The organism is Pseudomonas sp. FW305-70 (assembly GCF_058783925.1).
In genome coordinates, this window is the sequence record NZ_JBYSYZ010000001.1 from 204412 (window position 1) to 218819 (window position 14408).

Genomic DNA, 14408 nt, shown 5'->3' on the forward strand with positions numbered 1-14408 from the left:
CACTTAGCGAGTCGGCACTTTTCCCTAGAAGTGTAATCCTAACAGCGGCCAAGGTCGCGGGGGGCATCAATCTATGAAGTCGTGAAAATCGACTCAGCGTTTTTTCGAGCCTTGCAATTGAAGTTGCTCGGGGGTATCGGGCAGGCGCTCAACCACCGCGAGCTTCTCCGGGACCTGCCGTTTGCGCCAGGCGCGGAAGGCATTGAGCTCGTCGTCGAGTACTTTCATCAACCACGCCAGGACTGCGATGTCGTCGAACATGCCGAACAGCGGAATGAAGTCCGGGACCGCATCCAACGGGCTGAGGAAGTACATCAGGCCCGCGACAACCGAAACCAGCGCCTTGGGGCTGATGGCGCGATACTCGCCACGCCAGTAGGCCAGGCAGAGTGCCTGCAACAGCTTCAGGTCGTCCTTGATCTTGCCAAGTCGATTGCCCTGGCTTGCACCTTTACTGGCGACTGCGAACAACAGGGTCGGCAATCGACCGCGTGCCAGCAGACGTCCGGCCAGTGGCAGGAAACGAGCGAAACTCCAGGGTGCTTTCATCATTCCTCCCGTTGAAATGTTATCCACACAAATTGTGGATAACCTTGTGAACAGAGCTGCTTTTCATCGCTGCAAGCCCCGTTTTACAAGGCCTGCGTTCAGATCGGGCGTTTTTTACTCATCAAAAAAAACCCATAATTTCATTGACTTGGCGGCCTTGTGCGTCTACCGCCGACACTACTATGCCTAAGACTCCGGCCTAGAGCGTCTGTTCGTTTTGTTTACCCCTGCCGAACGCCAGATGCAACAACGCCCCGCATGAGCGAGGCGTTGTTATCGAAGCAGGCGCTGCTTACTTGGCAGCGGCGTCTTCTTTTGCCGGGTCCTTGATGGCCATCAGTTCCAGGTCGAAAACCAGCACCGAGTTGGCCGGAATCGCCGGGCTCGGGCTCTGGGCGCCGTAAGCCAGGTCAGCAGGGATGTACAGCTTGTACTTCTCGCCAACGTGCATCAGTTGCAGGCCTTCGACCCAACCCGGGATCACACCGCTGACCGGCAGATCGATCGGGCTGCCGCGCTCGACGGAGCTGTCGAATACGGTGCCGTTGGTCAGCTTGCCGGTGTAGTGAACAGTCACTACGTCAGTCGGCTTTGGCTGAGGGCCATCGGCTTTCTGCACGACTTCGTACTGCAAGCCCGAAGCAGTGGTCGTCACGCCGGCTTTCTTGCCGTTTTCCTCGAGGAATTTCTTGCCGGCAGCGGCCGACTCTTCGCTCATCTTGGCCATGCGTTCTTCGGCACGTTTTTGCAGTGCGGCGAACGCCTCGACCAGTTCTTCGTCCTTGAGCTTCTGCTCTTTCTTGCCGACGGCGTCTTCGATGCCCTGGGCTACAGCTTTGGAATCCAGGTCATCCATGCCTTCCTGAGCCAGGCTCTTGCCCATGTTCAGGCCAATGCCGTAGGAAGCTTTTTGCGCCGGAGTTTTCAGCTCTACGCTGGTCTGCGAATCACAACCCGCGAGTACCAGGCCAACCAGGGCCACCGCCGCCGCCAACCGATGCTGTTTCATGCTATTTCCTTGTTCATGCGCCTAAAGGGCAATCGAGTAAAGCCGCGAGCTTATCAGGCCGCCACGACCAATGGCTACCGGCATGAGAGCCGGAATCAATTGATAAGTTCAGGTGTTTTAACGCTTTTCACAATTGGAGTGATGAAGCTTCTTTCATCTTGTTCCGACAGGGGCTGATTGCTGAACCTGCAATCTGGCGTAATGGCCTCTTGCCGCACCTTGGGCACTCGGGCATAACAGCATGATAATTCGACAAGGATGTTTATCTTGCGCCTCTTCCTACGCTTGCTGGCTCTCATCACAGTCCTGCTCGGGCTGGCCCTGGCCGTGGTTCTCTATTACGTCGCCAACCCGAAATTGCCGGCCTGGTCGCCTGCTCAACAGGTGCATTACCTGGAGCAATGGAGCGCCGTCGACCGAGAGACTTATTACTTCACCCCCCAGGGCACCCAGGTCAAAGGCTTGCGCTATGACTGGTTCACCGCCCTCGAACTGCCCTTCTCGCAGCAACGCTTTGCCGCCCCCGAGTACCTCGCGCGCTTCGGCTTTCTGGTGGACCCCGGCCAGAAACCGACGCCGAACAACCCCGGCAACCTCCCCGCAGGCTTTACCCGGCATCAGAATGCCGACAGCCCGGATGTGTTTCTGGATATCACCTGTGCGGCCTGCCACACCGGCGAACTGCGCTTCAAGGGGCAAGCCGTGCGTATCGACGGCGGTTCGGCGCAGCATGTCCTGCCGTCCAGCGTTCCTACGCTCAAAGGGGGCAGTTTCGGACAAGCCCTGGTCGCCAGCCTGGTCTCGACCTACTACAACCCGTGGAAATTCGAACGTTTCGCACGCAACGTACTGGGCCAGGACTACGAGACGCGCCACAAGCAACTGCGCAAAGAACTCAAGGCTTCACTCGATACATTCCTCAAAGTGGCCTGGAACGACACCCATCGCGGGCTCTATCCAACCGAGGAAGGCCCGGGGCGCACCGATGCCTTCGGGCGCATTGCCAACGCCAGCTTCGGTGACGCGATTTCCCCCGACAACTACCGCGTGGCCAATGCTCCGGTCGATTATCCGCAGTTGTGGGACATGTGGACGTTCGAATGGGTGCAGTGGAACGGCTCGGCGAAACAACCGATGGCCCGCAACATCGGCGAGGCGTTGGGCGTCGGTGCCACGCTGAACTTCTTCGACCAGAACGGCCAGCCGCTGATGGGCGATGCCCGCTATCCCTCCAGTGTCCGCGTGCGCGACCTGCACCTGATCGAACAAACCCTGCAACGACTCTCGCCTCCGGCCTGGCCGGAAGACCTGCTGGGCACCATCGACAAGCCGCTGGCAGCCAAGGGGCGCACCCTGTTCGCGGAAAACTGCGCGGGCTGTCATGTACCGCGCACTACCCAGGGCGAGGGACGATACGTTCAGCACCTGAAAATGCTCCCGGTGGATGACATCGGCACAGACCCGGGCGCGGCCAACAACATCGCCGACCATCGCTTTGACCTGACGGCGCTGCAGTGGAAGCAGGCGGAACTGGAAAAACTTGATGTAGAGCCAAAACCCGACGAACCACTGGACCTGAGCAAGCTGTCCGTAGCCAAGGGGCTGGCCTATGTCACTGCATTTGTCCGCGACCGCGCCTATCGGGACGCCAATGTCACCCCCGCCGAGCACCCGGAAATGGACGGTTTCGGCCTGCCAATCGGCGTACGCGAATTGCGTTCGTACAAGGCCAGGCCGTTGGCGGGTGTATGGGCGACAGCGCCGTTTCTGCACAACGGCTCGGTACCGAGCCTTTATCAATTGCTGTCGCCGCAGGATGAGCGTGCAACCACGTTCTACAAAGGCACTTTCGAATATGACCCAAGGCACCTGGGTTACCGCACCGAAGCCTTTGCCAACGGTTTCCTGTTCGACACGCGAATCACCGGCAACCACAACAGTGGTCATGAATTCCGTGCCGGCAAACCCGGCAATGGCGTGATCGGCCGCTGGTTGCAGCCGCAGGAGCGTTGGGCACTGCTGGAGTATCTGAAAGTGCTGGGCGGCCCGCTGGAAGCGCAATTGCCATGACCACGGACTCAGCCAAAAGGACGCTCTCATGCTGATTACACTCTGGCTGCGCCTGGGCGCCTTCCTCGGCAAGCTGTTGCTGTGGCTGCTGGTTCTCGGCGTGCTTGGCTGGGCATTGGCCGCCTGGTTTGCCTGGCAGCAGCGCGGACCGGTGTCGGCGCAGGAGTCGATTGCGGACAATGAAGCCGCGATGACCCGGGACATCATCCAGACCGCCGTGCGCATCGTCGATCAGCACCGCGAAAGCACCCGCTACCTGCGCGATGCCCACGCCAAGGCCCACGGCTGCGTCAAAGCCGAAGTCCAGGTGTTGCCGGAACTGGCCAGCGAATTGCGCCAGGGCGTGTTCAGCGAGCCGGGCAAAACCTGGCAAGCGACGATGCGCCTGTCCAATGGCAATGCCTACCCGCAGTTCGACAGCATCCGCGACGCCCGGGGCATGGCGATCAAGCTGTTCGATGTTGCGGGCAAACAACTATTGAGCGATCAGCCGGGGCGAAGCGAACAGGACTTTGTGATGTTCAGCCATCCGAACTTCTTTGTCAGTAACGTGGCCGAATACCGTCAGAACGTCGCTGCCCAGGCCGAGGGTAAAAAAATGATGGCGTTCTTTCCGGGCTGGGATCCGCGTTCGTGGCAGGTTCGCCACCTGTTTATTGCCCTGGCGACGTTGTCCCCTGCTCCATCGAGCCCAACCAGGACAACGTACTTTTCGGTTTCACCCTACAAATTCGGTGAGGCCAATGCGAAGTTCCGGGTCATGCCCGATCCGGGCAGTTGCCCGGCCTACAACCTGCCGGAACAAAACCGCAAGTTGCCGAACTTCCTGCGCAATGCGCTGAATCAACAGTTGTCGACCGACCGGGTACCCGCGTGTTTCGTCTTGCAAATCCAGCGACAGGACGCCAACAAGTACATGCCGATTGAGGACACCAGCATTGAATGGCGCGAAAGCGATGCGCCCTTCGAGACGGTGGCGCAGATCAGGGTGCCGGCGCAGGACTTCGATACACCGGCGCTGAACCTGCAATGCGACAACCAGTCATTCAATCCCTGGTTCGGTATCGAGGCACACCGCCCCATCGGCGGGATCAATCGCTTGCGCAAAGCTGTATATGAAGCTGTCAGCGACTACCGTCACGCCCGCAATGCCGGACTGTAGGAGCGAGCTTGCTCGCGAAAAAACCATGGGCGCCGCTGGGCATCTGAAATTACGCGTTATCGTTAACGTCCTTCGCGAGCTGGCTCGCTCCTACAGGGAGCGAGGAAAGCCAAATCCCGGACAGCAAAAAGCCCGCACAAGGCGGGCTTTCTGTGGTGACCTGGCGTTCAGTGTTCCAGGTTACCGAATATGGCGCAGCGGACGGGACTCGAACCCGCGACCCCCGGCGTGACAGGCCGGTATTCTAACCGACTGAACTACCGCTGCGCGTCGGTGGAGGCATTTCAGCCTACCTCTTGCTTTCGCAAGTATCTCGGGAGTGGTGGGTGATGACGGGATCGAACCGCCGACATTCTGCTTGTAAGGCAGACGCTCTCCCAGCTGAGCTAATCACCCGCTTGCATCTCCGAGGCCGCGAAATTTACGCAGGTAGCGAACCTAAGTCAATAGCAGGATTGAAGTTTTTTTCAAAAACAGCTTTTAGCGGCAAGCTTCGAGCTGCAAGTAAAAGCAAGCATGCATATAGCAGGCACACCACCGTCACGCTTTAACTTGCAGCTTGAAGCTTGAAGCTGCCTTTCACTGCTCATAGATCATCTTCTTGGTCATGCCGCCATCGACCACGAATTCCTGGCCGGTGACAAAACCGGCATTTCTCGACAGCAGCCAGGCCACCATCGCCGCCACATCCTCGACCGTCCCCACCCTGCCCGCCGGATGCTGGGCATGATCGGCCTCGGTCAAGGGTTCGGCACGCCGCACCGAAGGGTCGCGCGTATCGATCCAGCCTGGGCTGACGGCATTGACCCGGATCTCCGGGCCAAGGCTGATGGCCAATGCGTGAGTCAGGGCCAACAAGCCGCCCTTGCTCGCCGCATAGGCCTCTGTGTCGGGTTCCGACTGCCCGGCGCGGGTCGAGGCCAGATTGACGATGGCGCCGCTGTGAGCGCGCAGGTACGGCGCACAATGCTTGGCCAACAGCATCGGCCCGCTGAGGTTCACCGCCAACACCCGATTCCAGTGGGCCAGATCGAGGCTTTCGAGGGTGATGTTGTGCGGATCGGCCACCGCCGCATTGCAGACCAGCGCGTCCAGGCGCCCGAATTGGCCGAGCACCTCGGCCACACCCAGCGCGACTTGCCCCTCGTTGGCGACATCCATGGCGATGAACCAGGCGTTGTCGCCCAGCACTTTCGCCACTTTCGACCCGCGCTCCCGGTCCAGATCCGTCAGCACGACTTGCCAGCCTTCGCTGATCAGCCAGGCCGAAATCCCCAGGCCTATGCCCCGCGCAGCACCGGTCACCAGCGCTACGCGGCCATTGGAGCCGGTGGTCGGCGCAGACAACTCGATCACAACGCAGCCAGGCCGCGCGCCAGATCGGCTTGCAGGTCCGCCACGTCTTCCAGGCCGACCGCAATGCGGATCAGGCTGTCACGAATGCCCGCCGCTTCACGCTCTTGCGGCGCCAGACGACCATGGGACGTGGTGCTCGGATGCGTGATGGTGGTTTTGCTGTCACCCAGGTTGGCGGTGATCGAAATCAGGCGCGTGGCGTCGATAAAGCGCCAGGCGCCCTCTTTGCCACCCTTCACCTCAAAACTGACCACAGCACCGAAACCCTTCTGCTGGCGCAGGGCCAGCTCGTGCTGCGGATGGCTCTTGAGGCCGGCGTAATGGACTTTCTCGATGCCTTCCTGCTGCTCCAGCCACTCGGCCAGTTGCTGGGCGTTGGCACAATGGGCCTTCATCCGCAGGTTCAGGGTTTCCAGGCCCTTGAGGAAAATCCAGGCGTTGAACGGGCTGAGGGTCGGCCCGGCGGTACGCAGGAAGCCAACCACTTCTTTCATCTGCTCGCTGCGACCGGCGACCACGCCACCCATGCAACGGCCCTGGCCGTCGATGAACTTGGTGGCCGAGTGCACGACGATGTCCGCGCCCATTTTCAGCGGCTGCTGCAAGGCCGGGGTGCAGAAGCAGTTATCGACCACCAGCATCGCGCCTTTGGCGTGAGCGATTTTCGCCAGTTCGGCAATGTCGACCAACTCGGCCAGCGGGTTGGACGGCGATTCGACGAACAGCAGTTTGGTGTTGGGCTTGATCGCCGCGTCCCAGCCGGACAGATCCGCCAGCGCCACGTAATCGACCTCGATACCGAAACGCTTGAAGTACTTTTCGAACAGGCTGATGGTCGAGCCGAACACGCTGCGCGACACCAATACGTGATCGCCGGCGCTGCACAGGCTCATCACCACGGCCATGATCGCAGCCATGCCGGTGGCGGTGGCCACGGCTTGCTCGGCGCTTTCCAGAGCGGCGATGCGTTCTTCGAAGGCGCGTACGGTCGGGTTGGTGTAGCGCGAGTAAACGTTGCCCGGTACTTCCCCGGCAAAACGCGCGGCTGCGTCGGCAGCGGTGCGGAATACATAGCTGGAAGTGAAGAACATCGGATCACCGTGTTCGCCTTCCGGCGTACGGTGCTGACCGGCACGTACGGCCAGGGTATCGAACGCTACGCCTTCGAGGTCGCTGTCCAGCCGACCGGCATCCCAATCCTGACTCATGCTGTCACTCCTTTCCCTATTCTCGTAATTTAAAAGCCGGATACAAAACCGGCCCCTCAGGGCCGGTAGAAACTCAGTTGTTGTACAGATCGATGATCGCGCTGACTGCCTGCGTCTTGACCTTGGAGGCATCGTTGCGTGCCTGTTCGATCTTGTTCAGGTAAGCCTCGTCGACGTCGCCAGTGACGTACTGGCCATCGAACACCGCGCAATCGAACTTGTCGATCTTGATCTTGCCGCCACCGACCGCTTCGATCAAGTCAGGCAGATCCTGATAGATCAGCCAGTCGGCGCCGATCAGGTCAGCCACGTCCTGGGTCGAACGGTTGTGCGCGATCAGCTCGTGAGCGCTCGGCATGTCGATGCCGTAGACGTTCGGGTAGCGAACCGCTGGCGCCGCGGAGCAGAAGTAGACGTTCTTGGCGCCGGCTTCGCGGGCCATCTGGATGATCTGCTTGCACGTGGTACCGCGCACGATGGAGTCATCCACCAGCATCACGTTCTTGCCGCGGAATTCCAGTTCGATGGCATTGAGCTTCTGGCGTACGGATTTTTTCCGTGCGGCCTGGCCCGGCATGATGAAGGTCCGGCCGATGTAGCGGTTCTTCACGAAGCCTTCGCGGAACTTCACGCCCAGGTGGTTCGCCAGCTCCAGCGCGGCGGTGCGGCTGGTGTCCGGAATCGGGATGACCACGTCGATGTCGTGATCCGGACGCTCGCGCAGGATCTTCTCGGCCAGTTTCTCACCCATGCGCAGACGGGCCTTGTAGACCGACACACCGTCGATGATCGAGTCCGGACGCGCCAGGTAGACGTGTTCGAAGATGCACGGGGTCAGGGACGGGTTGGTCGCGCACTGACGGGTGTACAGCTTGCCCTCTTCAGTGATGTAGACCGCTTCGCCTGGCGCCAGGTCGCGAATCAGGGTGAAGCCCAGCACGTCCAGGGAAACGCTTTCCGAGGCGATCATGTACTCGACGCCTTCGTCGGTGTGACGCTGGCCGAAAACGATCGGGCGGATGCCGTGCGGGTCGCGGAAACCGACGATGCCGTAGCCGGTGATCATGGCTACGACGGCATAACCACCGACGCAACGGTTGTGCACGTCGGTGACGGCGGCAAACACGTCTTCTTCGGTCGGCTGCAACTTGCCGCGCTGGGCCAGTTCGTGCGCGAACACGTTGAGCAGCACTTCCGAATCGGAGCTGGTGTTGACGTGGCGCAGGTCAGATTCGTAAATCTCCTTGGCCAGTTGTTCAACGTTGGTCAGGTTACCGTTATGCGCCAGGGTGATGCCGTAAGGCGAGTTGACGTAAAACGGTTGAGCTTCAGCCGACGTCGAGCTGCCCGCGGTCGGATAACGCACATGGCCAATGCCCATGTGACCGACCAGGCGCTGCATGTGACGCTGCTGGAACACGTCACGCACCAGGCCGTTATCCTTGCGCAGGAACAACCGGCCATCATGGCTGGTCACGATACCGGCAGCGTCCTGGCCGCGGTGCTGGAGCACGGTTAGCGCGTCATACAGCGCCTGATTGACGTTCGACTTACCGACGATACCGACGATGCCACACATGCGACGCAACCCCTACTTAATGGATCTGAACTGAACAACACTTACTGAGGCGTTTTGGCCATCGGCAAGAGCTGCTCCTTGAACGGAATATCAGCGGGTACGCTGATTCCGCTGGCAAGCCACTGACTGCTCCACCCGAGAATCAGGTTTTTGGACCAGTCGGCGACCAATAGAAATTTTGGCACGAGCTGTGACTCTTTCCACCACCCGTCCTGCTGTACCGGCCCCAGGCTCAACAGCCCGACGGCGATGACCACCAGCAACCCGCCACGCGCGGCGCCGAAGGCCATGCCGAGGAATCGGTCGGTCCCGGAGAGCCCGGTGACGCGAACCAGTTCGCCGATAAGATAATTGATCATTGCGCCTACGATTAAAGTGGCGACAAACATGATGGCACAGCCCGTGATTATACGGGCCGATGGCGTTTGAATGTACCCGCCGAGGTACTCGGACAGTGAGCCACCGAACATCCAGGCAACGACTCCTGCGATGATCCAGGTCAGCAGCGACAGTGCTTCTTTGACGAAGCCGCGGCTCAGACTGATCAATGCGGAGATGGCGACGATTGCTACGATCGCCCAGTCAACCCAGGTAAATGGCACAGTGCAGCCTACAGACGGATAAGGCGGCGCATTTTAGCAGAGCCCATGCTTATCGGTAAGCTGCGATTGTCAGTGCATTTCATATCGGGGCGATAGTTTTAGCCACGTTCAGGCTGAAAGCGCACGACAAACCCCTTCAGGTTCTGCTGGCGGTTCAGCAAATCCCGCAGCCGGTCGGCTTCTGCGCGCTCGATCAGCGGCCCGACAAACACCCGGTTTTTGCCGTCGGCGGTCCGGATGTAGGCATTGTAACCCTGGCTGCGCAGGGTTTTCTGAAGCTTTTCCGCGCTTTCGCGGTTCGCCAGGCTCGCCAGTTGCACCGACCAGCTGACCGACAAACCATTGGCATCGACACGGCTTTGCGTGGTGTCCGGCTTGCCGGGTGCTGCCGTGATGGGTTGGGCAGGCGCGGTCGCAGGTTTGGCGGCCAGCGCCGGGACTGGCGCAGGCGCAGGCGCAGGCGGCGGCGTAACCGGTTTGGCAGCAGGTGCCGGAGCCACCGGCACAGCGGGCACAACCGATTCCTGCTGGGCGATTTCGTCATCGCTCGGCACGGGTTCCTGGGGCAAGGCTTGCGGCTCAGGCACCACCACGGGTTCGACCTGCACCTGGGGCAATGCAGGCGCCTGCGGAGCCGCCGGCGCTTCGACCGTCACCTGGCGCTGTTCGTCCTGGCGGGAAAACAGCATCGGCAGAAAAATAACCGCCAGCGCGACCAACACCAGGGCGCCAACCATGCGCTGTTTGTATGCCTTATCCAGCAACGCCATTTGCCGCTTCCTCCGTGGAGCGCCGGGCCAGCCATTCAAGGGCCTCGGCGACACAATAAAATGATCCGAACAACAGGATTTCGTCGTCGCTCGTGGCCTGCGCGCACTGCCCTTCCAGGGCGGCCGCTACACTGCCGTACGACGTGACCGAGGCCCCAAGACCTTGCAATGCATCGTGCAGATCCGCAACCGGGCGCGCCCGAGGTGAATCCAGCGGTGCAACAGCCCAGTGCTGGACACTAGCATTCAATTCGCCGACAACACCACCCAGATCCTTGTCCGCCAGCAGCCCGAACACCGCCAGGCGCTTGCCGACCGGTGGACGGCTGGCCAGACGACCGGCCAGATACTCCGCCGCATGCGGGTTATGCCCCACATCCAGCAATAAATTCAAACGCTTGCCCTGCCACTCGAACGCGCGGCGATCCAGACGACCGACCACCTTCGTAGCCCGCAGCGCGTCGATAATCTGCGCATCCACCCAAGGCAAGCCAAGCAGCAGGTAAGCCTGCAACGCCAGCGCGGCGTTTTCCATCGGCAGATCGAGCAACGGCAGGTCGCGCAGCTCGACTGCACGCCCTTGCGTATCGACACCGCGCCATTGCCAGTTGTGATCAGTCACGCCGAGATCAAAGTCGCGCCCACGCAGGAAAAACGGGCAATTGAGCTCGCGCGCCTTGTCCAGCAGGGGTTGTGGAGGATTCAGATCGCCGCAGAGCGCAGGCGCGCCCTGGCGGAATATCCCGGCCTTCTCGAAGGCCACGGACTCTCGGGTGTCACCCAGGTAATCGGCATGATCGACGCCAATACTGGTGACCAGCGCCATGTCGGCATCCACCACGTTGACCGTGTCCAGACGACCGCCCAGACCGACTTCCAGCACCACCGCATCAAGCCCGGAATGCTGGAACAGCCAGAACGCCGCCAGGGTGCCCATTTCGAAGTAGGTCAGAGAAGTGTCGCCACGTCCGGCCTCTACCGCAGCAAAGGCCTCGCACAGCTCGGCGTCAGTGGCTTCGACGCCGTTGACCGTTACCCGCTCGTTGTAGCGCAGCAGGTGCGGGGAGTTGTAAACCCCCACTTTCAAGCCCTGGGCCCGCAGCAAGGACGCGACGAACGCGCAGGTGGAACCCTTGCCGTTGGTCCCGGTGACCGTAATCACCCGTGGCGCCGGCTTGCCCAGTCCCATGCGGGACGCTACCTGCTGCGATCGCTCCAGCCCCATGTCGATGGCCGAAGGGTGCAACTGTTCGAGGTAGGCGAGCCATTCGCCAAGGGTACGTTGGGTCATAGGCTGGCAGGTACCGGTGGAACCACGATTGGAACGATGGGTGCAGCCACGAACTTCGGCGTCGGCAGGCCCATCATTTGCGCCAGCAGGTTACCCAGGCGCGGACGCAGCTCCTGACGGTCGATGATCATGTCGATGGCACCGTGCTCCAGCAGGAACTCGCTGCGCTGGAAGCCTTCCGGCAGTTTTTCACGCACGGTCTGCTCGATCACACGCGGACCGGCAAAACCGATCAGCGCCTTCGGCTCGCCGACAATCACGTCGCCCAGCATCGCCAGGCTGGCGGAAACGCCGCCGTAGACCGGATCGGTCAGCACGGAGATGAACGGGATGCCTTCTTCACGCAGACGCGCCAGCACCGCAGAGGTCTTGGCCATCTGCATCAGGGAAATCAGCGCTTCCTGCATCCGCGCACCGCCGGAAGCCGAGAAACAGACCATCGGGCAACGTTTTTCCAGGGCGTAGTTGGCGGCGCGAACAAAACGCTCACCGACGATGGCGCCCATCGAACCACCCATGAAGGAAAACTCGAACGCCGAAACCACGATCGGCATGCCCAGCAACGTGCCGCTCATCGAAACCAGCGCATCTTTTTCGCCGGTCTGCTTTTGTGCAGCGGTCAGGCGGTCCTTGTACTTCTTGCCGTCGCGGAACTTCAGACGGTCAACCGGCTCCAGGTCTGCACCCAGTTCAGTACGGCCTTCAACGTCGAGGAAGATGTCGATACGGGCGCGGGCGCCGATACGCATGTGATGGTTGCACTTGGGGCAAACGTCCAGGGTCTTTTCCAACTCCGGACGATACAGCACAGCCTCGCAAGACGGGCATTTGTGCCAAAGACCTTCAGGCACCGAGCTCTTCTTGACCTCGGAACGCATGATCGAAGGGATCAGTTTGTCTACTAACCAGTTGCTCATGCTTTCTTTCTCCAGTACCGGCGGCCCGAACGCTCTGGTTCGCAGCCCCGTGTATGCCCTAGCGCTAAATTCATGTGTGCGGCGATGATCAGTGAATGGCCGGATCAGCGAAACGTGACCTGCGTACCACCCCATGACCCTCAGCCGTTTTGTACAGTGCAGTGGACGGCGGCAGTCTGCCAGCCGTCACATCAACAGGTGCTACCGCGTACCGCCTTGATAAATGCCTGAACCTTTGCGTGATCCTTGATGCCCTTGCTCGCCTCTACCCCGCCGCTGACATCCACGGCATAAGGCCGGACGCGGGCAATGGCTTCGGCGACGTTATCCGGCGTCAGGCCGCCGGCCAGAATGATCGGTTTGCTCAAGCCTTGCGGTATCAGTGACCAGTCAAACGCCTCACCGGTTCCTCCGGGAACGCCTTCGACATAGGTATCGAGCAGGATACCGCTGGCACTGGCATACGCATCACAGGCCGCGGCGATGTCATCACCGGCCTTGACCCGCAGCGCCTTGATGTACGGACGGTGCCAGCCTTCGCAATCCGCCGCGCTTTCATCGCCGTGAAATTGCAGCAGGTCCAGGGGCACTGCGTCGAGGAGTTCACCCAGTTCGCAACGGCTCGCATTGACGAACAGGCCCACGGTGGTCACGAACGGCGGCAGCGCCTGGATGATCGAGCGCGCCTGCTGGAACGTCACCGCACGGGGGCTTTTGGCATAGAACACGAAGCCGATGGCATCCGCCCCGGCCTCGACGGCTGCCAACGCATCCTCTATGCGGGTAATCCCACAGATCTTGCTGCGAACGGCTGACATGTCGACACAACTCCAAGACAAATCCGGGAAAGTCCCGGATGGTAACAAAAGCATTCGAGGGCGTCAGCCGCCAAGTTCGGAGAAGCCGGTCAGGAAGTGTGGACCGATGTAACGTTCTGGCAATTGGAACTCGTCACGGTACTCGACCTGCACCAGATACAAGCCGAATGGATGCGCCGTCACGCCACCGGTCCGGCGAATCCGGCTCTCCAGCACCTCTTTCATCCACTCCACCGGACGCTCACCGGCGCCAATGGTCATCAGCACACCGGCGATGTTGCGCACCATGTGGTGCAGGAAGGCGCTGGCGCGAATGTCCAGCACGATCATCTTGCCGTGGCGGGTGACGCGCAGGTGATGCAGCTCCTTGATCGGCGACTTGGCCTGGCACTGGCCGGCACGGAAAGCGCTGAAATCATGGGTTCCAAGCAGGTATTGAGCGGCCTCGGCCATGCGCTCGACGTCCAGCGGACGGTGGTTCCAGGTCACTTCTTCGTTCAGGTGCGCGGGGCGGATCTGATCGTTGTAGATCACGTAGCGATAACGCCGGGCAATCGCCTTGAACCGCGCATGGAAATGCGCCGGCATGACCTTGGCCCAACTGACACTGACGTCGTGGGGCAAGTTGATGTTGGCGCCCATGGTCCAGGCCTTCATCGAACGCTCGACCTGGGTATCGAAATGCACCACCTGCCCGCAGGCATGCACCCCGGCGTCGGTACGCCCGGCGCACATCAGCGAGACGGGTGAATCGGCGACTTTGGACAAGGCGTTTTCGAGGGTTTCCTGCACAGTGAGCACCCCGGACGCCTGGCGCTGCCAGCCACGGTAGCGCGAGCCTTTGTATTCGACTCCCAGCGCGATCCGGAAAAAGCCGTCGGCTGCCATTTCGGCGGCCGGGTTATCTATATTTGCCAAGGAGGGACAGCCTGATGATGTACCAAAGGCGGGCATTATAAGGCCGCCGGGCGGGGATACCAGAGAGATCTCCTTTGACTGTTCCGGCCTCTTCGCGGGCACCGTCGCTGTCTCCCATGTCGATATAGGCCTGGGCCAGATCGAGCTTGGTAGCGGCTT

At 60.7% G+C, this 14408-nt stretch carries 14 protein-coding genes and 2 tRNA genes; 2 read left to right on the forward strand and 14 right to left on the reverse strand.

What is annotated here, in order from left to right; all coding sequences use genetic code 11:
* Positions 1-93 precede the first annotated feature (93 nt).
* Together AC3WN7_RS00975 and bamJ are read right to left on the reverse strand one after the other, a co-directional pair.
* Entirely contained in the window at positions 94-549 is a 456-nt protein-coding gene (locus AC3WN7_RS00975) for a YkvA family protein (protein WP_102673312.1), read from the reverse strand.
* A 292-nt stretch (positions 550-841) separates the two neighbouring features.
* Entirely contained in the window at positions 842-1558 is a 717-nt protein-coding gene (gene bamJ / locus AC3WN7_RS00980; protein ID WP_015096142.1) for a BamJ family beta-barrel-assembly machinery protein, read from the reverse strand.
* A gap of 267 nt (positions 1559-1825) precedes the next feature.
* On the opposite strand from bamJ, the gene AC3WN7_RS00985 reads away from it, so the two are divergent.
* Positions 1826-3628, forward strand: coding sequence for a di-heme-cytochrome C peroxidase (locus AC3WN7_RS00985; protein ID WP_102673341.1), 1803 nt, complete (start codon positions 1826-1828; stop codon positions 3626-3628).
* Between the two features lie 28 nt (positions 3629-3656).
* The gene (locus AC3WN7_RS00990) at positions 3657-4790 is read left to right on the forward strand and encodes a catalase family protein (protein WP_102673313.1); all 1134 of its coding nucleotides are present in this window, start codon (positions 3657-3659) and stop codon (positions 4788-4790) included.
* Between the two features lie 190 nt (positions 4791-4980).
* Here the strand turns inward: AC3WN7_RS00990 and AC3WN7_RS00995 are convergent.
* The 12 genes from AC3WN7_RS00995 to AC3WN7_RS01050 all read right to left on the reverse strand — a co-directional run.
* Positions 4981-5057, reverse strand: a tRNA-Asp gene (locus AC3WN7_RS00995).
* Positions 5058-5110: 53 nt separating this feature from the next.
* A tRNA-Val gene (locus AC3WN7_RS01000) sits at positions 5111-5186 on the reverse strand.
* A gap of 183 nt (positions 5187-5369) precedes the next feature.
* Entirely contained in the window at positions 5370-6146 is a 777-nt protein-coding gene (locus tag AC3WN7_RS01005; RefSeq protein WP_102675817.1) for an SDR family oxidoreductase, read from the reverse strand.
* Positions 6143-7354 (reverse strand): O-succinylhomoserine sulfhydrylase, encoded by a 1212-nt coding sequence (locus tag AC3WN7_RS01010; RefSeq protein ID WP_007975671.1) that lies wholly within the window; start codon positions 7352-7354, stop codon positions 6143-6145. The genes AC3WN7_RS01005 and AC3WN7_RS01010 overlap by 4 nt, the downstream gene beginning before the upstream one ends.
* A gap of 73 nt (positions 7355-7427) precedes the next feature.
* Positions 7428-8933, reverse strand: a complete 1506-nt coding sequence (gene purF / locus AC3WN7_RS01015; protein ID WP_007975670.1) for an amidophosphoribosyltransferase — start codon at positions 8931-8933, stop codon at positions 7428-7430.
* A 41-nt stretch (positions 8934-8974) separates the two neighbouring features.
* Positions 8975-9535, reverse strand: a complete 561-nt coding sequence (locus AC3WN7_RS01020) for a CvpA family protein (RefSeq protein WP_007975669.1) — start codon at positions 9533-9535, stop codon at positions 8975-8977.
* 98 nt (positions 9536-9633) lie between these two features.
* Positions 9634-10305, reverse strand: coding sequence for an SPOR domain-containing protein (locus AC3WN7_RS01025; RefSeq protein ID WP_102675816.1), 672 nt, complete (start codon positions 10303-10305; stop codon positions 9634-9636).
* Positions 10289-11596: a bifunctional tetrahydrofolate synthase/dihydrofolate synthase gene (gene folC / locus AC3WN7_RS01030; RefSeq protein WP_102675815.1), complete on the reverse strand. Its 1308-nt coding sequence runs from the start codon at positions 11594-11596 to the stop codon at positions 10289-10291. Before folC ends, AC3WN7_RS01025 begins: the two co-directional genes overlap by 17 nt.
* Positions 11593-12513 (reverse strand): acetyl-CoA carboxylase, carboxyltransferase subunit beta, encoded by a 921-nt coding sequence (gene accD, locus AC3WN7_RS01035; RefSeq protein ID WP_015095887.1) that lies wholly within the window; start codon positions 12511-12513, stop codon positions 11593-11595. The genes folC and accD overlap by 4 nt, the downstream gene beginning before the upstream one ends.
* Positions 12514-12704: 191 nt before the next feature.
* A complete protein-coding gene (locus tag AC3WN7_RS01040; protein WP_095965299.1) occupies positions 12705-13331 on the reverse strand; it encodes a phosphoribosylanthranilate isomerase in 627 nt (208 codons plus the stop codon).
* A gap of 63 nt (positions 13332-13394) precedes the next feature.
* The gene (gene truA / locus AC3WN7_RS01045; protein WP_095943676.1) at positions 13395-14219 is read right to left on the reverse strand and encodes a tRNA pseudouridine(38-40) synthase TruA; all 825 of its coding nucleotides are present in this window, start codon (positions 14217-14219) and stop codon (positions 13395-13397) included.
* A gap of 13 nt (positions 14220-14232) precedes the next feature.
* Positions 14233-14408: FimV/HubP family polar landmark protein (locus tag AC3WN7_RS01050; RefSeq protein WP_218276781.1), on the reverse strand; the 176-nt coding region annotated here is incomplete at its 5' end.